Below are 26,256 nucleotides of genomic sequence, written 5' to 3'. Positions count from 1 at the left end.
TGAATGAACTGCGTCGCTATAATTCTTGCCGCAGGGCAGGAAACAATTGGAACTGAAAATATCCCCAAGCCTTTCGTGAATGTTTTTGATAAACCTGTACTGATGCATACATTAGAGGTTTTTGAGCATAATCCACAAGTAGATTATATTGAATTGGTTTGCCTTAAAGGTTGGACTGAGATTGCACGTGCTTATGCAAAGCAATATAACATTGAAAAGCTGAAGAATATTGTAATTGGAGGAGAGACAATACAGGAGACCATATATAATGGTTTGTTGGGATTGGAAGATATACTTCAGAATAAGGATATTGTTATAATACATGATGGTATACGTCCGCTAGTTGAGGATGCTGTATTGACAGATGTTATACAGATAGCTAAGGAAAAAGGTAATGCAATATCTTCTATACCTAATAATGAGCAAGTATTTGTTGTTGATGAAAATGAACCTAAAACTACCAAACAGTTTATTCCTAGAGAAACAATTAGACGGGTTTCTACACCTCAGGCATATTGCTATGGTGAATTACTGGAGGCATACAAATATGCTTTTGCAAATAATATCGGAATATTTGGACCATCTTACGCAGATACGTTGTATGCGGATTTAGGAAAAAAATTATTTTTTTCAGCAGGTTCAGATAAAAATATCAAGATGAATACAGAAGAAGATTTGGGCATATTTGAAGCATATTTGAACAGGGACAAAGATCTTTGGCTAAAGTAAACAGGAGTACGCGATGAACTATGCACTTATAATTGCTGGTGGGTCTGGCCATAGAATGGGGCAGGACATTCCTAAACAATTCATCAATGTCAATAATAAACCTATTTTGCTCTATACATTGGAATGTTTTCAGAAGCATCCACTGGTAGATAGAATTCTTGTTGTATGTATAGCTGGATGGCATGAAGCATTGTGGGCATATGCTAGGCAGTCAGGTATAGATAAACTAAAATGGGTTATCTCTGGTGGTGAAACAGGTCAGGAAAGCATCAGAAATGGGGTTTTTTTTCTGGAAAAAGAGGCTCAAAAAGATGATGTGGTTATTATTCATGATGGAATACGACCATTGGTTGATAGTAATGTTTTGGCAGATGTGATCAATATTGCCAGAGAAAAAGGTAATGCAGTTACCTCTATGCCATTCAGAGAGCAAATGTTTGTAGTTGATGATGGTGAAAATTCTACTTGTGAATACATTCCTCGGGAAACGCTTCGTCGTGTTTCAACCCCTCAGGCATATAATTTTGGCTTGTTAGATGAAAAATATCATGAGGCATTTGAAAAAAAGATTGGCATATATGGTTCGTCTTATACCAATACGATGATGGTTGAACTTGGAGTGACGTTGAACTTCGCGTTGGGATCTGAAAGCAATATAAAACTGACAAATAGAGATGATTTGGATTTGTTTAAGGCGTATTTGAAAGCAAATAAATGATGGTCTACAAGATATGAGACATTTAATTTAAGTGTAGGGTAGTGGATATGGGATTAAAAGAAACATTTCAAAAACAGGGTGGCATCAATTTAATAAAGCAGTACTTTAGAAATGGTTCTTTGCTAACAGCAATTTGCGAGTTTATTTTGTTGGGTAAATCACGCACGGCACTGGAAATATTAAGATTATCCACGCAGTTGAAAGTCAAGCAGCGTTTAGAGCGAAAGTACAAAAAAACGCTTGAGATATTTGATAAAACATATGATAAATCTCTTAAGCATGAGGCCTCTAATAAAGTATGGATATGTTGGTTTCAAGGTATGGATAACGCTCCGGACTTGGTGAAGAAGTGCTATACGAGTGTTAAAGATAATCTTATTAATAAAGATATAGTGCTTATCACCTCTGATAATTTGGAACAGTATGTTCAATTTCCTGATTACATAATTGATAAGTGGAAAGCTGGAATAATCACTCATACACACCTTACAGACTTGTTGCGGCTTGAATTGTTAATTCGCTATGGTGGTTTGTGGCTGGATGCTACGGTATTTTGCACTAGTCCAGAGAAAGACATACCAAGCTATTTCTTTAACTCGGATTTGTTCTTTTTTCAAAATTTAAAGCCAGGGCGAGATGGAAATGCAACTTATATATCAAGCTGGCTTATAAGTGCAAAGACTAATAATAAGATTCTCATGGCTACACGTACTTTGTTATATGAATATTGGGAAAAAAATAATGCCATGGATGATTATTTTTTGCTCCATGACTTTATGTCTATTGCGCTTGATAAGTATGAAGATGATTGGAAGCAAATAGTGCCAAGAGATAATGCAACGCCTCATATTTTGCTTTTGAGGGTATTTGATAAGTATGATAAGGACATTTGGCAAGCTATTAAGGAACAGACGCCTTTTCATAAATTAAGCTATAAGTTTACGAATAAAGAAAAGCCCAAGGGAAAAACTTATTACAGTGAGTTAATTATAAATTAAGCATAAATAGGCGGAATTACTTATGATAAAACTATCAATAATCATACCAATATACAATACCCCCATTATAAAGTTGGACAGATGTCTGAAATCTATTGAGCGACTTACAGAACAGATAAATGCGCAAATTGAGTGTATTTTAGTGGACGATGGTTCAGATGATTACATAGAAGACTATTATAACGAACGCATCCAAGAGACTTTTTTAAAATTCTTAAAAAAAGAAAATGGCGGTGCAAGTTCCGCAAGAAATTATGGAGTAGAACATGCAGAAGGGCAATATATTTTATTCGTTGATGCAGATGATATAATTATTCCTGAGGCTGTCAAAGATATGCTTTATAGAGGGTATACGGCTGATGTAGTAATATCTGACCTGATATATGTGAATAATAGTAAACAGACTGTGTGGAAAGCATTTCCGACAGATAAAGAAGATGTGATAATTGAAGATATTCTTAAGCAGTTATCCATAAATGGGAAATTAAATGGGCCATGTTGTAAAATGATTCGTCGAGATTATTTACTAAGATGTAATGCGAAATTTCCGGAAGATATGATCACTGGGGAAGATGCGGTATTTTTTTATGGTTTAATAAATCCTAATGTACATATACAGTATCATAGAGAACCAACTTATATATATTATTACGAGTTGAGTACGACAAAAGGAAGGATTCGTAAAGACGCTAATAAGATGCTTATGAATTATAGACATGTATTGGATGAGTATGCATTAGCTGTTGAACGAAGTGTTTTATCGTCGTCTGTTAGGGATAAACTGCTAAAAAACAGTGTGGAACATTGTATTAAGCAAATATTTAATCTTAAATTATCACTCTATAGAAATCGTTGGCAAAATACTGATATTATAAAACATATAAAGACTGTAACCTCTAGTATTACACAGTGTAAAAGATATGATATTAACAAAGTTAGTAAAGTGACTAAGGTTAGGTTACTGATGCTTAAGTATAATATCAAACATTTAGACTTTATTATGGCGTTATTGCAGGATAAATATTTAAAAATAAAAGGAAGTTTATCATGAAGTTGACAAAAGGTAGTGTTTTTTGTTATGCCTGTGAAATCTATTATACCAGTTTACTTATAGCGGTCTCTGCTCTTCCGTATAGTGAATTAATAAAAAAAATAGGTATGTTGGTGTCTTTTGTAATCTTTTTATGCCTAATAATTAGAAATATATCCAGTCCTGCTAAAATAAAGGAAAAAGGTATTATTACTTTTGTGGTACTGGTCGTGTTGTTATTAGCATCAGTATTATCAAATGACTATGTGTTACTAATGTTGGTAACAATTGGATTTGCATCGGTAGGAATTGATGATAAGTATATAGATGAAATAATGTTGATGTGTATTAAAATTACGGTTGTTACATCGGTTTTGTTAGTGCTAGGCTGTGCTGTTGGAGTTGTGCCCAATGTGGATACTCCTAGAAGTTGGGGAGGGGATAGCCGACTCGCATGGGGGTTTAATCATAGTCAAAACCTTCCGTTATTGTCATATTATGCTATACTTTATTATTTTTGTGTTAAAGGCAAGGTGCGAGTGGTTGAATGTATAGGGAGTCTACTCCTTATGACTGTAATGTGGCGAATTTTTGATGCACATAATGCGTTATTTTCAATATTATTTTTCATTGTGTTGATTGCAATATATAAGAATACAAGAAAAATTAAAAAAGATATAAAGTGGCCATATAAATTATGCACGATTATTCCTGCAATGATGACACTTTTTACATTTATTACAATATACCTTTATGAACGTGGAGAACAATTAGCTATCCTTTTGGATTTATTATTTACTGCGAGAATAAGAACCGCTTTACTCAATATTCAAAAGATGCCTATAAAATTTATTAATTTTGTATCATATGACGAATATGAAAATCAGCTAGCTAATACAGTCGATAATGGGTATTTGTATATAGTATTAAGATATGGAATAGTTTTTGTTTTATTAGTTTGTGTACTATTCTATATGGTAGCAAAACATTATAATGTTAGGCAAAATCCGGTAGCCTGCCTGGCAGTTATATCAGCAGGAGTGTCAAGCTACATTTCAAACGCATTTGTAGGGTGCCTTTTTTTACCGTTTTGGATTATTGCAGTAAGTAAGGCTATGACATCTGTGCAAATTCTCAAAGATAAAATAAATGCTAGGTAATAAAAGTTGTGGCTAAAAAATATTAGGTGGTGTATAAAATGCTGTTTAGTATAATAACTCCATGCTATAATAGCGAAAAAACAATCGAAAGAACATTGGAATCAGTTAGTAAACAGACTTTTGATGATTATGAATATATTATCATTGATGGTGGATCTACTGATGAAACCCTTATGATTATAGATAAATATAAAGATATATTTGGTAGCAAATTAACCGTGATATCTGAACCTGATAATGGTATATATGATGCTATGAACAAAGGGATAAGAATGGCTCAAGGTGAACTTATAGGAATAGTTAATAGTGATGACTATTATGAGCCAAGATGCCTAGAATATGTAGCAAGCGAATATGATAGGAGTAAGCCATTTCAGATAATATATGGGATGATGAGGATAGTTAACAAAAAGCAAGAAGAATTGTCAGTAGTGTTTTATCATCACCGAAATTTGAGGAATACGATGATAAATCATCCAACCTCTTTTTTGACACGGCAGGTGTACGAAAAAAAAGGATTATATGATGTAGCATATAAATCAGCTGCTGATTATGATTATATGCTGAAAGTATCAAGCGATAAGGATATTATCTTTTATCCAATATATAAAATACTAACAAATTTCACACATGGTGGTATTTCTTGGACATATATTGGAATACAGGAGAGTAATAAAGTACGGTACTGTCACGGAATAATTGATAAGAAAAAGTATTATTTCGTAAAACTTAAAGCATATCTAAAGAATTTAGTTGAAGGATTTGAATAGTAGTATTAAAGGATAGTGTGGCGGTTTTCTCAAATACAATATTGTAGATTAGTTTATAATGTGTTTTTTTACATACAATTGCCTAAACAGATTTGCGAATTGTTTTGAGATTTTATTTAAACTTTTTACAATATTACTATATGATAGGGGCTGTTATTAAGGGAGTTGGGGGATGTAGTTTGACCTATGATTTCCCGCGTAAATAACAATAGTTTTGATTAGAACGACTAGACAGTGATTATTATGCAACGTTAAGAGTGTTAATTGTTATGGCCTCGTTTGTACTTATTTTTACCATTTGATAGTTAATTTGTTAAAATTTATACAATGCAGTTAATATTGGATGAGCTGGATGTTCTCAAATATCACTAGTATCTAGATAAGGTATATCATCTTTCAAAAATAAGTAGCAAACAACAGAAGCTTTATGAACATATGGATTTGATTCGTCTTGGCATAAAATGACGGGACTTCAGGTTATTTGTGGAGGTAAATTTTGAATGGAAATATGTACAGCAACAAGAACATTGAACTTTGTATTTTATGCATATACACCATATCAATTTTTTATTATGTCATATTTGGCTCATAATATAAAAAAAAAATTAAACAGTCAAACATTATTTTAATAAAACATTCATTACTAAATGAATGCTGGGAATACTTTAACACATCTTGCTGGGATGATGTTATTGATTGTAATGATGGGGCTATGGATCCATTAGGTTTTTTATTTAAAAAAATATATACAGATGGCATAAAAATCTAATATACCAAATAGGACAAGTGGAGGATTGTTTAAGTAAAATTTCAAGATATAAATATGTTAATGCTTTTTTTTTCTCTAGTGGAGATAATGCAATTGTTCCCCCAATTATTCAAATGTTTCCTGAGGCAATTGTCAATTGTGTTGGAGAGGGAAGTGTAAGCTATGCAATAGAAATCAAGAGGCAAAAGACGAATTTTATCAAGAAATATATAAAAAACACATTATATAGTGTGATATCTTATCTCTATGGTTTTCCTCTTAATGACTCATATTATAAAATTCATGGGGATGAATCAGTTAATGTATTTATTGATGCTCGTCCAGAAAAGGCTAACGCTTTATTTGGAAGTAAACGAATTCTAATTAAATATAATTGGGACGATATAAAAAAAGAGATAGGTGAGATTGTAAAAGTAGAGAAAATAATTTTACCACAAGATATTAATGGCAAAAAAACAGCTATATTACTTACTGAGCCGTTGTCTGAGGGAGGGTTTGTTTTAGAAAGAGATGAAATAGATTTTTATCAAAATATAATACATCGGTTACAATCTAGAGGGTATACAGTATATATAAAACCCCATCCTCGTGAATCAAGTAACAAGAGGAACTTACTTCATATGGATGATTGTTTGTTGAATGATTTATCTGGATTGCCTATCGAAGCATTGTTTTCATTATTAAATATAGAGATATTGATAGGGCTTGGGACATCGGCTTTATGGAATGCGTATGACATGGAAATTGCACAGAAGTATGTAGCTGTAGAAAAAATATATGAAGAGCAAAGTACAGGTAAAAAAATTGTGTTTAATGGGGGAACAATAAAGGAAAAATCTAACGTTATTCACCCTCATAGTTGGAAAGAATTTGAGGATTGTTTATGATTTGTGTGACTACTATTGTTGATTTAAAAAATGTGAAAGACCTTATAGTAGTGTATAAAGCATTTGAACGAGTTTTTCATGGGGAATGTGAGGTGTTATATGAATTCTAGGATATACAACACAAGACGAAATCTAGTGGCTTCTTATATTCTCATGGTAGCTCAGATTATGTTTTCGTTTATTTCTCGAACAGCAATTGTTTATACATTGGGTACTGATTACTTAGGATTATCCAGTTTATTTACTTCAATCTTACAGGTATTGAATATTGCAGAATCAGGCTTTTCTTCTTCGGTTATTTATTTTATGTATAAACCAATAGCTGCCGGTGATACCAGACTAGTATGTGCCCTTCTTAATTATCTTAGGAAGGTATATAAAGTTGTTGGTTTGGTTATATTGTTTGTTGGTATATTGGTAACACCTTTTATAGATTATCTAATAAAAGGTGATGTACCAAACGATATTAATATCTACATATTGTATTTACTTTATTTAGTAAATACGAGTATAAGTTATTTCTTGTATGCATATAAAACTTCACTTTTAACAGCAATACAAAGGCTTGATCTTACAAAAGTAGCAAATACCATTACAATAGTTATACAGTATGGACTACAATTAATAGCACTTTTCATATTTCATAGTTACTATATGTTTGTTATAGTGATGGTTTTAGGAACTGGCTGCGTAAATATTTTTACTGCATATATAAGTGATAAAAAATATCCTGAATATAAATGTGAGGGCGAGATAGACAGCGCGGCTAAAAAGAACATATTACAGAAAGTGAAGGGACTACTGATATGTAATATTAGTGGTGTTACATATAATGCGTTTGATAGCATTATAATTTCAGCGTACATTGGACTTTCATCGGTAGCAATTTATAATAATTATTATGTTATTATCAATACAGTATCGTCGTTTATTTTATTAGTAAGAGCATCTATGCAGGCAAGTGTTGCTAATAGTGTGGCGTGTGAAACAACAGAAAAAAATCTTAACGATTTAAAATTGTGGCAGTTTTTGTTTTCACTGATAGCAACACTGTGTACTGCGTGTTTGATATGTTTGTTTCAACCTTTGATGAAGGTTTGGATGGGCGAGCATATGCTTCTACCATTTGTCGATGTTATTTTACTTGGAATGTGGTTTATTTCAGGAACAGTTCAGCAGGCCTTTTATTTATATTTAAATGCTGCTGGGCTGTGGCATGAATTGAAGTGGGTATATATTTTTAGCACTATTTTTAATTTATGTATGAATATATTGCTAGGAAAGCTTATAGGAATGACCGGCATTATTTTGGCTAGCCTTTTGGCAGGGATTGTTTTTGGGTTGTTTTGGCAATGTACTATTATACTTAGACAATGTTTTAAAATACCATCAGCTGAGTATATTAGGCAGCAATTTTTGTATTTTGTTATTGCTGCGTTTATAACTATTGTCACATATACAAGTTGTAACCTTATAATATGGGAAGGTATTGAAGGGCTAATTATTAAGGCTGTGTTGAGTGTTGTAGTTGCAACATTGTTAATACTTTTAATTTATCATAGGAGTCCTTATTTCAATCGCTCAAAGCAGATATTTTTAAAAATTATTCATAAACAATAATACATTCGTTTATTAAGTATTTTGCACCATTTGGAGGGAAAATATGTTTACAAATAAGACAATATTAGTTACAGGTGGAACTGGTTCTTTTGGCAATACTTTTGTACCAATGACATTAAAGAAATACAATCCAAAGAAGCTCATAATTTATTCACGTGATGAGATGAAGCAGTGGAATATGGCTAAGAAGTTTCAAGGTGATGAGAGAGTCAGGTTCTTCATTGGTGATGTACGGGATAAGGACAGACTTTATCGTGCATTGGATGGCGTGGATTATGTTGTTCATGCTGCCGCAACTAAAATCGTACCAACGGCTGAGTATAATCCATTTGAATGTATTAAGACCAATGTAAATGGTGCCATGAACCTTATTGATGCCTGCATTGATAAAGGGGTGAAACGTGTAGTAGCACTTTCAACAGATAAAGCAAGTTCACCAATTAATTTATATGGTGCTACGAAGCTTTGTTCAGACAAGATTTTTATTGCAGGTAATTCTTATTCTGGTGGAAAAACTAAGTTTGCAGTTGTAAGATATGGAAATGTAATGGGGTCCCGTGGATCTGTTATTCCGTTTTTTATGGAAATTGCAAAGACAGGGAAGTTGACTATAACTGACAAGCGGATGACCAGATTTATGATTTCTCTTGAGCAGGGCGTAGAACTGGTGTGGCATGCCTTTGATGATATGGAAGGCGGCGAAATTTATGTTAAAAAGATCCCATCCATGAATATCTGTGATATCGCCATGGCGGTAGATAATAACGCTGAACAGGTTGAAATTGGCATCAGACCTGGTGAAAAGCTCCATGAGCAGATGATTGGTGTGGAGGATGCCAATTTCACTTATGAGTATCCTGAGCACTTTAAGATTTTGCCACAGATTTGCACTTGGGGAAAAATGGAGTCCATGATAAAGGGCGGTTCCCAGGTTCCGGAGGGATTCAGCTATACTTCCGACAACAACAAGGAATGGATGACCATTCCGCAGCTTCAGGAATGGATTGAGAAAAATCGTGTAAAGATTGGCAGTATTTAATATGGGGGCAATTACAGTGGATGAGTTAGCAATCAACGGCGGAAAGCCAGTATTCGAAAAGAAAATTGGCTATGGCCATCAATATATTGATGATGATGATATTCAGGCGGTAGTTGATGTTTTAAAAAGTGATTATCTCACTTGTGGCCAGAAGATTGAAGAAGCTGAGCGAAAGCTTTGTGAAATAACAGGGGCAAGGTATGCTGTTCTTATTGCCAATGGTACAGCTGCACTCCATGCCATGATTTTTGCGGCTGGCATTGGGCCTGGGGATGAAATTATCACTACCCCAATTACCTTTGCGGCTTCGGCTAATTGTGCCCTTTATTGTGGTGCTAAGCCAGTTTTTGCTGATATAAATCCCGAAACCTACAACATAGATCCAGCAAGTATCAAAGCAAAGATTACCAATAAGACCAAAGCTGTTGTGGCGGTGGATTTTACAGGACAAGCTGTAGAAGTAGATAAAATTCGTGCTATCTGCGATAAGCATAATCTGATTTTTATTGAGGATGCTGCCCACTCTCTGGGTACTAAATATAATGGCAAGCCAGTAGGCGGCTTGGCTGATATGACGGAGTTCAGTTTTCACCCAGTGAAGACCTGTACTGCTGGTGAAGGCGGTGCCATTACTACTAATAGTGAGGAACTGTACAAACGTCTGATTCTTTTTAGAACTCATGGCATTACACGTAGTCAGGAACTTATGGATAAGACTAGTGAAGGCGGCTGGTATTATCAGCAGGTGGAGCTTGGTTATAACTATCGCATGACTGATATACAGGCGGCTTTGCTTAGTTCTCAGCTCGATAAGCTGGAAATGTTTGGTAAACGTCGCAAGGAATTGGTAAAGCGTTATGATGAAGTTTTTTCTGAAATGCCGGAAATAGTTGTGCAGAGTGAAATTACTGAGTCCGATACGATTCGCCATCTCTATATAATCCAGCTAAACTTGGATTTATTAAAATGTACCCGCCGAGAGGTCTTTGAGGCTTTGCAGGCTGAGGGCGTTGGTGTAAATGTTCACTACATCCCAGTATATTCATTCCCATATTATCAAAAACTGGGTTACAAAATGGGTGAATGTCCAAACGCTGAGAAGCTGTATGAACGAATCATATCTATTCCATTGTATTACTCATTGACAGATGATGAGCAGAGCATGGTAATTAAAGCCGTGAAGAAAGTAATACATTATTACAGGAGCTAAGTGGTGAATAAACGATGAGTGCGGTAGCTATCATTACTGCCCGAGGTGGCAGTAAGAGGATCCCAAAGAAAAATATTAAAAATTTTTGCGGTAAGCCAATTATTGCTTATTCTATTGAGGCAGCGTTGAAATCGGAATTGTTTGATGAGGTGATGGTCTCTACTGATAGTGAGGAAATTGCTGAAGTTGCACGACAATATGGGGCGAAAGTACCTTTTATGCGTAGTGAAAAGAATAGTGATGATTATGCTACAACAGTGGATGTTTTAAGTGAAGTAGTTTCAAAATATCAAGAAGAAGGTAGTGAGTTTGATATAATCTGTTGTATCTATCCTACTGCCCCATTTTTGACGGATATGATTTTAATTGAAGCATTTAAAACGTTAATGTCATCTGATGCAGATTCCTTAATGCCCGTGGTAAAGTATAGTTTTCCGCCGCAACGAGCGGTCATTGTAAGAGATGGTAAGCTGGAATATCAATATCCACAGCATATGAATTCTCGTAGTCAAGATTTAGAGCCGATATATCATGACTGTGGAATGTTTTATATTTGTAAAACATCGTATTTTATAAATAATAAGAAAATATTTTCTGATAGTACAGTTCCATATATTATGCGAGAAGAATTAGTTCAGGATATTGATACTTTATCTGATTGGAAAATTGCGGAATCAAAATATAGAAGCTACTACGATTTGTAGGAGGAATTAGGGGAAAAATAATGAATAATACTAATTCACATAACATATACCCTTTTTTGTGTGATTCCCATTTGCATTTTAATGCAAAGGCTGCTAATCCGTTAGAGGATTTAAAAAAGTATCTTGGTAATAGTATTTCGTTTGGGACATTAATTCTAAACACAAGTGATGAGTACAATTTTTTTAGGAAATCATATGAAATTGATCCAGAAATATTTGATAACCTGTTTATTGTATTTGGATTAAATAAAAATGATTTTTTTATCAAAGAAGCGAATGAATTCGCAAAGAATTATAAGTTGAAGTGTGGGATCAAAATTCATTCACGCTTATTTCGGATAAATTTCTCACAGTTAGAGTGGTACTTTGAAGAGGTTAAACGATATAATCCGCGGGTAGTGGTTGTGGATGATTTCGTGTACGGAAATGATGTAGAAGAAGAACTAAATATAACACTTGCCTGTGGATTGGCCGAAAAACTACCGGATAGTAAGATAATACTTGCTCACTCTGGTGGTGCGATGTTATTAAATCATGTGATGCGTACAAAGGTATACTCCAATATTTTTTATGATTTATCTTTGACAATCAATTATATGGCAGGTTCTTCAATAGATATGGACATTCAATGGATGATTCGTTTTATGCATAGTAGAACTATGTTAGGGTCTGATTATCCTGATTTTACAAATGAAAAGGCTTATCAACGTCTTAAAGAACTTACTTCAAATAAAGATTTTGGCAAAATAGTAATTGACGATTTGTGCGTTAATACTTACCGTAAGGTATATTTGGAATAGATTTAGTAAATGATGTTAGTATGATTTAGTGGACACAAAAAGTGCGACACATTAAAATCTTGATTAAGAAAGGATGTGTTTCACATGGCCCACAATGGCAACCGATACTCTAAAGAATTCAAACGACAGATTATCGATTTGTACCTATCTGGCAAACCGGTTAAAGAGCTCGCAGATGAATATGGCTTAGTCGAGCAAACCATCTATAAATGGAAGAAGCTATATGCAGCAACCATTAAGGTTGATGAAAATAAAACTATTTCTTTGAAAGAATATAATGATCTTCAGAAGAAGATGCGTGAACTTGAGATGGAAAATGAAATCTTAAAAAAAGCTACAGCCATATTCGCCAGAAAACAATAACTGAAATCGTTGCCTTTATAACAAAATATCAAACTATATACCCTATTAAGCTCATGTGTAAAGTACTCGGAATTAACAGGGGTACTTACTACAAGGTTGCTAATAAGGTAGATTCTGCTCGAACTATTGAAAATCAAACTTGATGCAGATATTTTGGCGATTTACTTTGCCACTAAGAGACGCTATGGAGCTCCCAAAATCCATCACGAACTGCTCAATAAAGGTTGGAATATTAGCCTAAAAAGAGTACAAAGACGAATGGCTGAGCTTGGCATTCATTCAATTGTGATCAAAAAATATCGCCACTATTCCAGTAACAAACGAGTTACTGAAAAAGATAATATATTGAATCAGGACTTTACAGCCTCTGGAATCAATCAAAAATGGTGCACAGATATCACCTACATTCACACTCAGAAAGATGGATGGACATACCTGGCATCTGTGATGGATTTATACAGCCGAAAAATCATTGGTTGGGCTTATGACATAAATATGTCTGTTGAACTTGCAATTAAGGCTGTGAAAAATGCTTGCTTAAATGTCTCTAATCCTGAAGGGATTGTTCTTCAGAGTGATTTGGGGACACAATACACCAGCGACATCTTTGAAAGATTTCTGGCTGGTAAAAAAATACGTCATTCATACAGTAGTAAAGGATGTCCATATGATAATGCCTGTATAGAGTCATTTCATTCTTTAATTAAAAAAGAGGAAATCTACAGGCATGTTTACAAAGATTCAAAAGAAGCTTATGATAGCATCTTTGAATATATTGAGTCTTGGTACAATCGCCAACGGACTCATAGTAGCTTAGGCTACAAGACACCAGCTGCAGTTCATGCAGAATGTGCGGCGTAAAGTCGCACTTTCGGTGTCCACTTTATTGACATAAGACCAAAAAACTAATATTTTGGAAGGGCGTGGTTTGGTAGAATGAATAATAAAGATATTTTGAAAAATGGTGTGTATATAATTGCTGAGATGAGTGCAAACCATGCTGGAAAAATCGAAAATGCTATTGAAATTATCAAGCGAGCGAAAGATGCAGGGGCTGATTGTGTAAAGATTCAAACATATACAGCGGATACCTTGACGATAAAGTGTGATAAACCCGATTTTAAAATTCATGGTGGTTTGTGGGATGGTTACACTTTTTATGATTTATACAATGATGCTTATACACCTTGGGAATGGCAGGGGAGATTGAAAGAAGTTTGTGATGCTGAGGGGATAGATTTTCTTTCAACCCCCTTTGATTTTACAGCAGTTGATTTTCTCGAAAGTATAGGAATTGAATTCTATAAAGTTGCTTCCTACGAATTGGTGGACATACCATTAATCGAATATATTGCAGAAAAGAAGAAGCCAATGATCATTTCCTGTGGGATGGGAAGTAAAGAAGAGATTGGTGAGGCTGTAGAGACCTGCAAAAGAAAAGGAAATGAGGAAATTATTCTCCTTAAGTGCTGTAGTGAATATCCTGCGGTGTTAGAGGATATGAATTTGAATTTGATTCCTAGGATGAAGGAACTATATGAGGTACCAATCGGTCTTTCAGATCATTCTGAAGGTTATGAGGCTGCTGTTATTGCGACTGCTCTTGGGGCTCAGGTTATTGAAAAACATGTATGCCTTGATAAATCTATCAAGAATCCTGATAGTGATTTTTCCATGGAAATCAAGGATTTTGCTACAATGGTCAGGAAGATACGGGAAACAGAAACCATAATGGGACATGGTGATTTTTACCTTACTGAAAAAGAAAGAATGGGAATGACTGGCAGAAGGTCACTTTATGTGGTGGAGGATATTAAAGAAGGAGATCTTTTGACTGAAAGTAATATCAGGTCGATACGCCCTTCTTATGGGTTAAAACCAAAGTATTATAAACAGGTGCTAGGTAAAAGGGCAACACGGGACATTGAAAGGGGTACTGCTTTAAAATGGGAACTATTTGAATAATGTGCGACATAACATTTTATGTAAGAGCACGGGGACAATTATGAATAAATTATATTTTAGGGTAGATATGAACGAAAGTATCGCAACGGGGCATGTTATGCGGTGCTTATCTATTGCAGCAGCGGCCAGAAAAAAAGGGCTAGATAGTATTTTTATTACTGCAGATGAAAATGCCAAGGAAATTATAAAAAAGAATGGATTTCAATGTCTAGTTTTAAACAGTGATTGGAACAAATTGGATAATGAATTACCACAGCTAAGAGAGTATATTCAAAAATATGGAATAAAACATTTGTTGGTGGATACATATCAGGTTACGGAAGTATATTTAAGAAATTTATCCCAAATTACTGAAGTTACATATTTGGATGATATGGGAAAAGTGTGTTATGATGTTCAGCGAATTATCTGCTATGCAAATTATTATCAGAATTTGCACTTGGATTCTCGCTATGAAACAGCTTTTAAGAACAAACAAATTTCTCAAATTCCGTCTTTTGTACTGGGAATATCTTATGCACCTCTACGGGAATGCTTTGTCAATCTTCCATTAGAAGAAACTAGTAAAGAAATTCAAAATATTTTAATACTATCAGGTGGTACGGATGAGCTGGGTGTGGTGCCTAGGATTCTTTCAGTTCTTAAGGAACCTTCAAGCAAAATAATTACGGCAATTTGCGGGAAGTATTCTAAATTTTATGGGAAACTGCAAGAAGAGTACAAAGATTATGAGAATATAGAGATTTTAAGCAATGTAAGTAATATTGAATATTATATGAAAAAGGCAGATGTTGCGATTTCAGCGGCTGGTACTACAATATATGAACTGTGTGCTTGTGGTACGCCAACCATCATATATACCATTGCAGATAATCAGTTATTGGGTGCTAGACAAATGGATAGGGATGGTATTATGCTTTATGCTGGAGATTTTAGGGTTGAAAAAGCAGAAAATAAAATATCTGAATTATTGCTAAAGTACGAGAATAGGGCACTTAGAGAGTCTATGTCTCAAATAATGAAAATTGATGGATGCGGAGCCAAAAAAATTGTAGAAGAAATTTTTTATTTGTAGTATAGATGTTGTTTCATTTGAAAGTGTGAGGTAAAAAGTTTGGATACTAAATGTATAATTGAAATTGGAGGAGCTGCAAGTCAATGTCATGCTGTAGAAATATTAAAGTCATGGGGATACTATGTAATAGTAGTTGACTTAGATGATAAATGTGCTGGCAGTGTATTAGCGGATAAGTTTTATAATGTAAGTACTTCAGACGTGGATTCCATTGTGGATATTGCTAAAAAGGAAAATGCATGTGCAGTCTTTTCTGTTCAAAGCGACCTTGGAATGATGACAGCAGCTCGCGTTTCTGAAATACTTGGGTTAAAAGGAACGCCTTTAGAGATTGTAGAATTATTTACGAATAAATCTCGGATGCGTGATTTTTTAAAAAATAATGGGTATTTATATCCAGAGTACAGAATGTGTTATTCTGATGAGGACATAAAAGAATTTGCAGAAAATAATGGTTATCCTTTTGTAATAAAACCATTGAACTCACAAGGAAGCAGAGGCGTTAAAATCATAGAAAATGAGGATATGCTTCCTCGGTTGGAAAATAGTGAGCAGTATAACCGTGGAATTAACGGCGTTATAGTGGAAGATTATCTGGGGAATGAAGAGTATACTGTCGAGGGAATAGTTATTGAAGGCAAACATTATACTCTTGGCATTTCCCAAAAAACACATTACGAAAATTTGAACTGTGTTAGTAAAGAGCTATATTATTCCTGGAGTCCAGAGTATGACGAGTTGATTTCTTCTCATAATCATTTGATAGAATTGACAGGACTACCTTTTGGTATCACACATTCTGAATATATTAAATCCAAGAAAGGATTTATTCTCGTTGAGTTTGCTGCAAGAGGTGGTGGTTCAATGATTGCCTCGCATGTAGTGCCAGCAATTTCTGGTTGGGATGTAGAGGAAATATATTTAAGAGAATTATTAGATGAGGAGGTAATAATAAAAAAACAAGAACACAATTATTCTGTGTTAAAATTCCTAGAGTTAGAAGAAAGAATAATAGGACGCATAGAAGGCATTGATGATATTCTGGCGATGGAAAGCATATTACATTTTGAGCTTCATTACGGAGTAGGGGACAAGGTGCAGCCGGTACTTAATGATACTAACCGTCATGGCTTTTACATTGCGTGGGCAAAGTCAGCAGAGGAATTGCATGAAGTTATGAACAAGGTAGAAAAAATATTAAAAGTAATTTATAAGGAGTAGTATGATGGAAATTAAGGAACAAATTATTGACTACATAAGGAAAAATCGTGTATCCACCACAGAAGTAGCTGATTGTCTTGGTAAATCAGGAGTATTGGAAAATGTTCTTCCTATCAATGCAAAACACTTTGCAGTGGGCGAAATACAGTATCTGTATGCTATCGAGGATTCTAATTGGTCAGTACATGAGTTACTGGCACAGGATCCTTGCGAAGATAAAGTAGTATTGATTGATGCCATGGATGTGCATGGAAGGGCAGTTATAGGGGATATTGTATCAAAATATATTCTCTTATATTTAGGGAATAAGGCCATTGTATGTACTGGTAAAATGCGAGATGCACATTATCTTATTAAAGAGAATTATCCAATTTGGTGTACTGGTGTTTCTCCTGTTGGTTGCTTTAACACCCCAGTTAATGCAAGCAAGTTTGAACAAGAAATAAAAAAACGTCGTGATTTTTATCAAGGTGCAATTGCTGTATGCGATGACTCTGGTGTGGTTGTTATACCTAAAGAACAAATAAATGAGAGCTTCTTAAAGAAGTTACATGCTATAGAGGAACAGGAAGATATTTGGTATGATTGCATCGATCGTCTTAAATGGACTACATTTAAAACTATTTGTTTAAAAGATTATTTAAAAAATAATGATTAATTAGAGGAGAAAATGAAGTGGGTAAGTTACTGGTAATCACAATTTACGAGTCATTTTTTGATAATTATTGAAAGTGTTGGCCTTGATGGGACGAAGGAAAACTAATGCTTTTCAGAAGTTAGCATATTATTGTATTATGGTGACCGGAGGACTTGAAATTGGTGCGTCAAATCGTCTTGAAATACTGGGACTTTTTCAATCTTGCCAAGTATGAGTTTGGGGAGATGGGACTTAGTAGAAATAATATGGCCTACATTGGATATTTTGATAAGAAAACTACAGTAGAAAAGATTATATAAAAGTGTAATGTCCTCAAGGGTAAATAATGGTTAGATATGACTAATAGTGTGTACATAAGTTGTATTGTGGAAAATGACTGTAGAAAAAATCGCTTATTGATGAGAATACGATTATTTGACGATGGGCTCAGTCGAATTGGCTTACATTGGTGAGCCATGTTGTACCGAAGCAAGTGGAAAGGGCTTTGAAGTGGCAACATTATTTTTCCCAAAACTACCACACCGTATTTATAAGATGTTTGTGCAATTGTAAGTGTAAAGATTAGGTAATGGATAAATCTTTTTTTACTGTAATATAGTTTTGTTTGCCCACACCACTGATTTTGTTGAAGATGTGGCAAGTATTGTTTTGGGAGGAAACATACTTGAAAAAGAACTCTACATTATACAATGCTTATGGTGGTGTGGGTAGTTCCTTTTTCTTGGAGCGGAAATAATTAAGGTTGTGATGTAATTACTGATAATAATATTCTATGTAAAAATATCTAACTTAGGCCTAGTGATGAAGTATTGTGATATGTTTCTAGAAAACATTTGACTAGTTAAATTAAAAATGGTACTTTGGTTAATTGGAATAAATATACTAGAGGGTAAGAGGATGATTGAAATAGCGCAGGTAATAAAATTTTATGTTAATAAGTGTTTAGAATGTATGGGAGTTTCTATGCAAGACATACACAATTTTTTTGACCACTTACGGGGTTATGATATTTGCCGAAATGTAAATAAAACCAGTTATGGAAAAGATGCATTGCTTTGTTATATAACAAAGCCTTTCTTTTCTCAGAAAGTACATTATAGACATCAAAATCAATGGCAAGCAGTGGCTATAACAAAGGTTTTGGGTGAGTTTGGCTATAATGTGGATGTCATTGATTATAATAGGAGTACACCAACCCTTAAACATAATTACGACTTAGTGATTGATATGGCTCCAGGATGGTATGGTTCCAAGGTGTATAATGGGTTTATGAATCAGGGGTGCAAAAGGATTTTTTATGTGACTGGTTCTTACCCTGCATGGGCAGAGGAACAAAGTAAAGCACGTAGGGAGGCTGTATTTAAGCGTCGTGGTGTGAGATTTATGGATCACAGAGAGTTTCGACCAATCCCTGATTATATTACTGACTTTGATGGTGTTTTTATGTTTGGTAATGAATATAATTGGGCTACTTATACCGCGTCATTTAATATGCCGCCAGTAAATTTTATTGCAAACTCTGGTTATAAATTTCCTTATGCTATTAATAATAATAAACGGTCTGCCAATAAATTTTTGTACTTTGCCAGTGGTGATCAGATTCACAAAGGGTTGGATTTATTACTAGAAGTATTTGCTCAACCTGGATTTCCTTGTGAGTTGTTCATTTGTTCGTCCTTCAAATCGGAAAAGTTGTTTTGCAAGACATATTACAAGGAGTTGTACGAGACTCCTAATATTCACGCCATTGGCTTTGTGAATATTATGGGGGATGAGTTCAAAGAAATATTGGAAAGCTGTCAGTATGTGATAGTTCCTTCCTGTTCGGAAGGGCAGATGGGGTCAGCTCTAACGGCTATGTCTGCGGGCCTTATCCCTATTCTTAGTCGCGTTTGTGGTTTTGGTGAAGATGTAGCGATTTTGTTGCCGGATTGTGAACTTTCTACAATAGAGAGTGTTGTACGAGAGTATGCAAACAAAGACGTTGATTGGTGTATGAAAGAATCAGACCGACTGGTTAAATTGGTGGAGAATCGTTATAGCAATGAAAATTTTGTTCGTTCAATTGTTGAAGGATTGATAAAAGTAACTGGTGAAGAAATAGAAATTTGTGCGGACCGAATACGGGAAATTTCTGAGGGGTAGTTTTGTACGACAAAGGTTTAATTTGTGGTATATACAATTTTGGGGGCATCCTGAGAGAAAAATTCTTTTATGAAGTTTATTCATATTCGTGAAGTTTACGGAAATGGAATGAGGAGCGGCTGAAGTGAAATTGATTAATATATTAAAAAATGCTTATCATGGAGCAATTATCAGTTATAAAGTCGGTTACCGATATAATGGTGAGGATGAGTTTGTAATTATACCTAATCCATGTGGAGAATGGTGTGCTGACCCATTTGTTATAGAGTTTGATAGCAAAATTTTTATTTTTGCTGAAGCATATAATGCCTTTAGCGGGCGCGGAAAAATCAAGTATTGTGTATTAGAAGATGGACTAAGTATCAAGTGGAAAAATGCAATTGAGGAGTCCTATCACTTATCCTATCCATTTATATGGCAGGATAAAAGTGGGATTCACATCTGTCCGGAATCTTGTTCCATCAATGATATTCATCGTTATGATTGTGTAAGGTTCCCAGACAAATGGGAGAAAAAGTCAGTACTATTGGAAGGAAAAAAATATGCGGACTCCACTTTCTTCTTTCATGAAGACGGAAGGCCAGAATATTGTTTTACTCATGAAGTCACAGGCCCCATGAGGGGCAATCTTTTTCGGTATAGGTTTAAGAAAGATGGCATAATTGATAAGAAAACAGAAGAATTTATCACCGATGATCCGATGATTTGTCGTCCAGGTGGTAAGTTTTTTATGAAGAATGGAAAAACCTATAGAGTAGCACAAGATGGTTTTGAGGATTACGGTAAAAGGCTTATTTTTTTGGAAGTGCTTAATATGGAACCATACCAAGAGGTGATGGTAGGTGAAATTAGTTATAAGGAGCATACATATGTAGAAAATTGCATAGGCATGCACACCTATAATGTTACAGACCAAGTGGAAGTGGTTGATTTTCGCATTAAGCAATTAAGTTATTTGCGGTTGTTCTGCAATTTTGTACATGTAGGTTGGAGGATTATAAAGGAAATTATAAAAAAATTGCTTGGGAGGTAGTGTTTTGCCAAAATTAAAGCTAATGATTCCTAAGGAATTCTACAAGGAGGAAATTCGCGATGAGTATCTAGTGTCTACTAAGCTGAAAAAAGTATGGGCGGTAGAGCTGGATTTGTTGCATGAACTTTTGCAAGTGTGCAAAAGGCATAATATTAAGTTCTTTGCTTTTGCGGGAACGCTTTTGGGGGCCATTCGCCACAAAGGTTTTATTCCTTGGGATGATGATATGGATATATGTATGGACAGGGAAAATTATAAAAAACTATTGCACGTGGCTGATGAATTTCAGGAGCCATATTTTCTACAAACAGCACTTTCAGATAGAGAATTTTTCTTTGGCTATGCAAGATTGCGCAACAGTGAGAGCACAGGCTTAATTATCGGAAACGAGTCGCCAGAATATAACAATGGCATTTATATTGATATATTTGTGTTGGATGGTTATATAGAAGATGAAAAGAAGCTTCATAGGCAGTTGAAAAAAAGAAAATGGTTGCAGAGATTTGCATCTCATTATTATTGGGAACCTTATCACAGTAAAGGTCGAAAAATAATTGCTCATTGGTTATTGAAGAAAATGGCAAGAGTACTATGGTCATATGAAGAACTAATAGAAAAATTTGATAGGAATCTTTCTAAATACACACATGATACGGATAGGTTGGCACTTATGACCCATACTTATGATTTCATTTGCAAATACTGGTGTAATAAAGCCGATTTGCTGGCAATAAAATGGGTCCCTTTTGAAATGCTGGAAATACCTATTCCTGCTAATTATGATTCGATGTTGAAAAATATGTATGGGGACTATATGGTATTTCCACCAGTCGAGAAACGCGGTATTTGGCACGGGGGAATATTGGAATTTGCACCAGATATTCCATATCGTGAGTATATGAAAAAGTTTTTTTTAAAGATAATATTTATCTGAAAAAACATATGGTAGTTGTAAATTATGAATGCATTAATACTAAATTCAAGAGTGAGACATCGTATTCCTATTACCAAAAGAACGTATAACCTCATTACTAATTGTGGCTTTTTTCATTACAATTTATGGAGGTTACATGGGACTACCACCAGTTGATAAACACGTACTTATGAGCACGTAGTATTAAATATTGGTACATATGAAAGTATATTTGGGGGATAAATGGTGAAAATGAATATATCATATAGTTACGGAATGGTTGACCTTATGCACTTTGGGCATATTAGTGCTTTGCAGAAAGCATCAGTTGGTTCTGATTTAAGTATTTTTGGCCTAGTTAGTGACGAAGCTTCTGATGCTTGGTTTGGTACACATGTATCTAGTGAAAATGAACGTAGGGCTGTGTTGGAGAGTATAAAATATATAAATGAAGTATGGCCACAGGAAACGTTTGATCCAATAGATAATTTACGCAAATTACATAGAAAATATCCAGATGCTATTATTACTTTGTTTACGGGGAATGAATGGGGTGTTATAGCAGCGCGTAAATATGTGGAATCTATAGGTGGTAAGGTGGTCAAAATTGATTATTATGATAAATTGTCTCCTGAAATGATTTTGGCTACATTAAACAAGAAAGATACAGAAGTAAAGTTCAAAAGTAATAATTTGATTTCCACGAAAGCAAACACGCTGCAATCACTCAAAGAGAAACTTACTAAATCCCACATTGAAGATATGTTTGTATGCACGGTTGGGGAGTTTATTGCTAATGAGGAGAAAATTTTTGATGAAATATGTAAAGTTTTTGTATCTGGAAAAATTGTCGTTCGGAGTTCATCAAAACGTGAAGATGCTTTTGAGGAATCAAATGCTGGACACTTCACATCAGTATTAAATGTCATTGTTTCTGATAAAAAGGGACTTAGAAATGCTATATCAGAGGTAATATCTTCCTATGGTGATGATATTGAAAACGATGAGCAAGTTTTAATACAACGACAAACTGAAAATGTAGTTGCTTCAGGTGTTATATTTACTCGAGATATACAGAAAAATCGTCCGTACTATGTAATAAATTATGATAATAGCGGTAGCACTGATACAGTGACATCTGGAATAGGTGGCGCGACGGCTTGGATTTCGTATACTGTATTGAGAGAAAATGTTCCTGAAAGATGGAAAAAACTCATGGAGGCTGTGTGGGAGATAGAGAATATTCTTCCAGGTGTATTTTTGGATATAGAGTTTGCAATAACAACAGATGATGTTGTTATTTTTCAAGTGCGTCCATTGGCAGCTGCTTATAAATTCTATAGACAAAAAAATGACCATAGTATAGAAGTGCTAAAAAACGAAGCTATATTAAAGTACAGAAAACGAGAAAATACAGGATTGACCTGTTTTTCAGATATGGCTTTTTGGAATCCTGCCGAGATTATTGGTGATAATCCGAAGAATTTAGATTTTTCGTTGTATAGGGAAATAATAACAAAATTATCATGGAATGTTGGATTGGTTTCTATGGGGTATAGAGCTGTTCCTAAAGAATTGATGTATAAATTTGGCAATAAACCATATATCAGCGTGGAAAGGTCATTTGAAGCATTAATTCCAGGGGCACTTCCTGATGAATTGGCAACTAAACTTACTAGATATTACGTTGAGGTTCTCAAAAGAGATTTGTCAGCACATGACAAGATTGAATTTGAGATTTCGCATAACTGCTTTGATTTTTCTTTGAACAGCAGGTTGGCCCAATTGATGATGGATGGCTTTTCTCCTGAAGAAGTTTTTACGATTGAAAACGCTCTAAAAATATTAACTTTAAAAGTTATCAGCACTTATCATGATACCTTAACTGCCGATTTAGTAGATTTAAAATGTCTAGAAGGAATAAGACTGGATATTCAAAATATTGTAAAAGGTAGCAGGGATTTTAGATTAGTTGCAAAATCTGTTTCAACCTTGCTTGAAGCAATTAATAAATATGGGACACCTCAATTTGCACGCCATGCTAGGTGTGCATTTATTGCAAAGTCAATATGCAAGTCCCTTGTAGTAGAAGGATATATAAATTGTCAACAATACAATGATTTCATGTCAGGTATTAGGACAATTGCTGTGGATTATGATGAAGATTATCATGAAGTAATCAGTGGGCATATGAATATTGACGATTTTCGTTTGAAGTATGGTCATCTTCGTGCTGGAACATACAATATAAGAAGCTCTCGATATGATCAAATGAATAAGCTGTTTTCTGATAGGTGGCAATCATATGAACGATCAGAACGGGCACCACAAGAACTCGATGGCGTGTTTTGCCTTGCAATAGACAAAGCAATGGAGAGAGTAGGTTTTACTGGTGTTTCAGGAGAGGAGGTCGTAAGCTTCATTAAGATTGCTACAGAACAGCGGGAATATTTTAAATATATTTTTACGAAAAGTCTAAGTTTTGCTATAGAACTTATTAAGAGTATGGGGAATATAGCAGATATTCCCTTATCTGATCTGTCATATCTTGAGTTGCCGGAGGTTTATGCAGCAGAATATTATTCTGATGTTGAGCGATTACATGAGTTTTGGTCGCTTATAATTGATAAAAGACGCGGATTGTATAAAAGCAATTCTGAGTTAATATTGCCGGCGGTTATATGTTCTGAAAAAGATTTCACGTATATTGAACATATTAAGTCGAGACCAAATTATATAACAGAAAATTGTATTACCGGTGAAGTAGTTGTCCTTGATGATGAAAATGAAAAATATGTCGATGGAAAGATAGTGGTAATAGAGAAAGCAGATCCTGGGTATGACTGGATTTTTTCCAAAGGAATTGTTGGGCTGGTTACAAAGTATGGTGGGGCGGCATCACATATGGCGATAAGATGTGCAGAATTTAAAGTTCCAGCGGCAATCGGTTGTGGTGAGTCTATTTACGAATATGTTGTTGCTGCGAAAAAACTGACCATTGACTGTAAAAAAGAGAAGTTGATAAGAGAAGAATAATGGGAGTTACTGCATGAAAAAGATTATCTATACACAGAGAGTAGAAATCATAGAATCATATGGTGAGAGGAGAGATTGTGCAGACCAGCGTATAGCAAAATATATAAGAGAATGTGGTTATATTCCAGTACCTGTACCCAATATACCGGATATTGTTAAGGAATTTGTGGAAGAGATAAAACCAGATGGCATAGTTTTAACAGGTGGTAATAGCTTGGTAAAATATGGTGGAAATGCTCCAGAAAGAGATGCAACAGATAATCTTTTAATAGACATTGCTGTTAAGAGAGAAATTCCTTTGTACGGTTTTTGCCGTGGTATGCAATCAATTTTTGATTACTTTGGCAACGAGCTTGTACGAGTTTCTGGACATGTAGCTGTAATGCACGATATTAGTGGCGAAGAGGTGTCATCCCAAGTAAATAGTTATCACAATGAGGCTTGCATTGAACTAATGACGACAGAGTTGACTGTGTTGATGAAGTCAAAAGATGGTGTGATTGAAAAGATAAAACATAAAAAATTACCTATAGTCGGAACGATGTGGCATCCAGAAAGATATACTCATATTCGTAATTGTGACTTAGAGTTGTTAAAAAAAATTGTAGAAGGAGAAAAAAATATATGAAAGCTATTATATTGGCAGCTGGTTCTGGTACGCGGTTAAAAAGATACACCAAAAATATTCCCAAAGGGATGCTTTCATTTATGGGAAAGACGATAATTGAAAGACAAATAGAAACTTACCATAAGTGTGGAATAACGGATATTGTCATTGTTCGTGGATTTGCGTCAGATAAGATAAACTATGCTGGTATCAAATACTATACAAATAATGATTATGCAAATACTAATATGGTTGAATCTTTGATGACGGCAAAATCTGAATTTGACGATGATGTGATTGTAAGTTATTCTGATATTCTTTTTGAATCAGACATGCTTAGGAGCATGATGACATCAAGTGGAGATTTTTGTTGTGCTGTAGATGATAATTGGAAAGAATATTGGCTAAAAAGATATGGAAGAACCGATTTTGATACTGAAAGTCTTGTCATTGATGGAAATGGAAATATTACCGAGCTCGGTCTTGAAAATCCGCCATTTGAGAAAATTAGTGCTAGATATATTGGATTGCTAAAATTTTCCACAAATGGTCTGAGCGTTATTCAAAAGTTGATGGAAGACGCGTACACGGAATATGAAAATAAGCCTTGGCAGCAGTCAGGTAAGACTGTACGCAAGGCGTACATGACCGATCTTCTTAATGCAATTATTCAATCTGGGCAGGAAGTAAGGGCATTGCATTTCAATAATGGATGGATAGAATTTGATACTAATGAGGACTATGAGCAAGCAATAGAATGGGTAAAAGACAATAGTATTATTGATGTTATTAAAATATGATATAGC

General features: G+C 34.7%; 24 protein-coding genes. All 24 read left to right on the top strand.

Annotated elements, in window-relative coordinates; translation table 11 throughout:
* Positions 1–3 precede the first annotated feature (3 nt).
* The 24 genes from D081_RS01330 to D081_RS01220 all read left to right on the top strand — a co-directional run bounded on the left by D081_RS01330 (position 4) and on the right by D081_RS01220 (position 26,250).
* Positions 4–729 (top strand): 2-C-methyl-D-erythritol 4-phosphate cytidylyltransferase, encoded by a 726-nt coding sequence (locus tag D081_RS01330; RefSeq protein ID WP_085022335.1) that lies wholly within the window; start codon positions 4–6, stop codon positions 727–729.
* Between the two features lie 13 nt (positions 730–742).
* Positions 743–1,447 (top strand): 2-C-methyl-D-erythritol 4-phosphate cytidylyltransferase, encoded by a 705-nt coding sequence (locus D081_RS01325; protein WP_085022334.1) that lies wholly within the window; start codon positions 743–745, stop codon positions 1,445–1,447.
* 47 nt (positions 1,448–1,494) lie between these two features.
* Positions 1,495–2,445 carry a capsular polysaccharide synthesis protein gene (locus D081_RS01320; protein ID WP_085022333.1) on the top strand — a complete coding sequence of 317 codons (951 nt, stop codon included), beginning with the start codon at positions 1,495–1,497 and terminating at the stop codon, positions 2,443–2,445.
* 22 nt (positions 2,446–2,467) lie between these two features.
* Positions 2,468–3,496 (top strand): glycosyltransferase family 2 protein, encoded by a 1,029-nt coding sequence (locus tag D081_RS01315; protein WP_085022332.1) that lies wholly within the window; start codon positions 2,468–2,470, stop codon positions 3,494–3,496.
* Entirely contained in the window at positions 3,493–4,635 is a 1,143-nt protein-coding gene (locus D081_RS01310; protein WP_085022331.1) for a hypothetical protein, read from the top strand. Before D081_RS01315 ends, D081_RS01310 begins: the two co-directional genes overlap by 4 nt.
* A gap of 38 nt (positions 4,636–4,673) precedes the next feature.
* On the top strand, positions 4,674–5,405 hold the full coding sequence (locus D081_RS01305; protein ID WP_085022330.1) for a glycosyltransferase family 2 protein: 732 nt from the start codon (positions 4,674–4,676) through the stop codon (positions 5,403–5,405).
* Positions 5,406–6,191: 786 nt separating this feature from the next.
* Complete coding sequence (locus tag D081_RS01300; RefSeq protein WP_143272065.1) at positions 6,192–7,061, top strand: polysialyltransferase family glycosyltransferase; 870 nt, start codon at positions 6,192–6,194, stop codon at positions 7,059–7,061.
* Positions 7,062–7,160: 99 nt separating this feature from the next.
* Positions 7,161–8,681, top strand: a complete 1,521-nt coding sequence (locus tag D081_RS01295) for a lipopolysaccharide biosynthesis protein (protein WP_233127380.1) — start codon at positions 7,161–7,163, stop codon at positions 8,679–8,681.
* 43 nt (positions 8,682–8,724) lie between these two features.
* Positions 8,725–9,720: a UDP-N-acetylglucosamine 4,6-dehydratase (inverting) gene (gene pseB / locus D081_RS01290; protein WP_085022327.1), complete on the top strand. Its 996-nt coding sequence runs from the start codon at positions 8,725–8,727 to the stop codon at positions 9,718–9,720.
* Between the two features lie 16 nt (positions 9,721–9,736).
* Positions 9,737–10,930, top strand: coding sequence for a UDP-4-amino-4,6-dideoxy-N-acetyl-beta-L-altrosamine transaminase (gene pseC / locus D081_RS01285; RefSeq protein WP_198941931.1), 1,194 nt, complete (start codon positions 9,737–9,739; stop codon positions 10,928–10,930).
* Positions 10,931–10,944: 14 nt separating this feature from the next.
* The gene (gene pseF / locus D081_RS01280) at positions 10,945–11,634 is read left to right on the top strand and encodes a pseudaminic acid cytidylyltransferase (RefSeq protein ID WP_085022325.1); all 690 of its coding nucleotides are present in this window, start codon (positions 10,945–10,947) and stop codon (positions 11,632–11,634) included.
* Between the two features lie 20 nt (positions 11,635–11,654).
* The gene (locus tag D081_RS01275) at positions 11,655–12,434 is read left to right on the top strand and encodes an amidohydrolase family protein (protein ID WP_085022324.1); all 780 of its coding nucleotides are present in this window, start codon (positions 11,655–11,657) and stop codon (positions 12,432–12,434) included.
* Between the two features lie 84 nt (positions 12,435–12,518).
* A complete protein-coding gene (locus D081_RS13085; protein WP_369823976.1) occupies positions 12,519–12,797 on the top strand; it encodes a transposase in 279 nt (92 codons plus the stop codon).
* Between the two features lie 126 nt (positions 12,798–12,923).
* Positions 12,924–13,658: an IS3 family transposase gene (locus tag D081_RS13080; RefSeq protein WP_369823975.1), complete on the top strand. Its 735-nt coding sequence runs from the start codon at positions 12,924–12,926 to the stop codon at positions 13,656–13,658.
* Positions 13,659–13,733: 75 nt separating this feature from the next.
* Entirely contained in the window at positions 13,734–14,762 is a 1,029-nt protein-coding gene (gene pseI / locus D081_RS01265) for a pseudaminic acid synthase (protein ID WP_085022323.1), read from the top strand.
* A 40-nt stretch (positions 14,763–14,802) separates the two neighbouring features.
* Positions 14,803–15,837: a UDP-2,4-diacetamido-2,4,6-trideoxy-beta-L-altropyranose hydrolase gene (gene pseG / locus D081_RS01260; RefSeq protein ID WP_085022322.1), complete on the top strand. Its 1,035-nt coding sequence runs from the start codon at positions 14,803–14,805 to the stop codon at positions 15,835–15,837.
* Between the two features lie 39 nt (positions 15,838–15,876).
* A complete protein-coding gene (locus D081_RS01255; RefSeq protein ID WP_085022321.1) occupies positions 15,877–17,058 on the top strand; it encodes an ATP-grasp domain-containing protein in 1,182 nt (393 codons plus the stop codon).
* A 1-nt stretch (position 17,059) separates the two neighbouring features.
* Entirely contained in the window at positions 17,060–17,716 is a 657-nt protein-coding gene (locus D081_RS01250) for an RraA family protein (RefSeq protein ID WP_198941930.1), read from the top strand.
* 897 nt (positions 17,717–18,613) lie between these two features.
* Complete coding sequence (locus D081_RS01245) at positions 18,614–19,861, top strand: glycosyltransferase (RefSeq protein ID WP_085022319.1); 1,248 nt, start codon at positions 18,614–18,616, stop codon at positions 19,859–19,861.
* 124 nt (positions 19,862–19,985) lie between these two features.
* Positions 19,986–20,894, top strand: a complete 909-nt coding sequence (locus tag D081_RS01240) for a hypothetical protein (RefSeq protein ID WP_085022318.1) — start codon at positions 19,986–19,988, stop codon at positions 20,892–20,894.
* Between the two features lie 4 nt (positions 20,895–20,898).
* On the top strand, positions 20,899–21,828 hold the full coding sequence (locus tag D081_RS01235; RefSeq protein WP_085022317.1) for a phosphorylcholine transferase LicD: 930 nt from the start codon (positions 20,899–20,901) through the stop codon (positions 21,826–21,828).
* 222 nt (positions 21,829–22,050) lie between these two features.
* A complete protein-coding gene (locus D081_RS01230; protein WP_085022316.1) occupies positions 22,051–24,843 on the top strand; it encodes a PEP-utilizing enzyme in 2,793 nt (930 codons plus the stop codon).
* Between the two features lie 13 nt (positions 24,844–24,856).
* Positions 24,857–25,471 carry a gamma-glutamyl-gamma-aminobutyrate hydrolase family protein gene (locus D081_RS01225; protein ID WP_085022315.1) on the top strand — a complete coding sequence of 205 codons (615 nt, stop codon included), beginning with the start codon at positions 24,857–24,859 and terminating at the stop codon, positions 25,469–25,471.
* The gene (locus tag D081_RS01220; RefSeq protein WP_085022314.1) at positions 25,468–26,250 is read left to right on the top strand and encodes an NTP transferase domain-containing protein; all 783 of its coding nucleotides are present in this window, start codon (positions 25,468–25,470) and stop codon (positions 26,248–26,250) included. Before D081_RS01225 ends, D081_RS01220 begins: the two co-directional genes overlap by 4 nt.
* Positions 26,251–26,256: the final 6 nt, after the last annotated feature.

Source organism: Anaerovibrio sp. JC8 (assembly GCF_002100115.1).
Classification (GTDB): domain Bacteria; phylum Bacillota; class Negativicutes; order Selenomonadales; family Selenomonadaceae; genus Anaerovibrio.
This window is presented reverse-complemented; position numbering and strand designations above follow the sequence as displayed.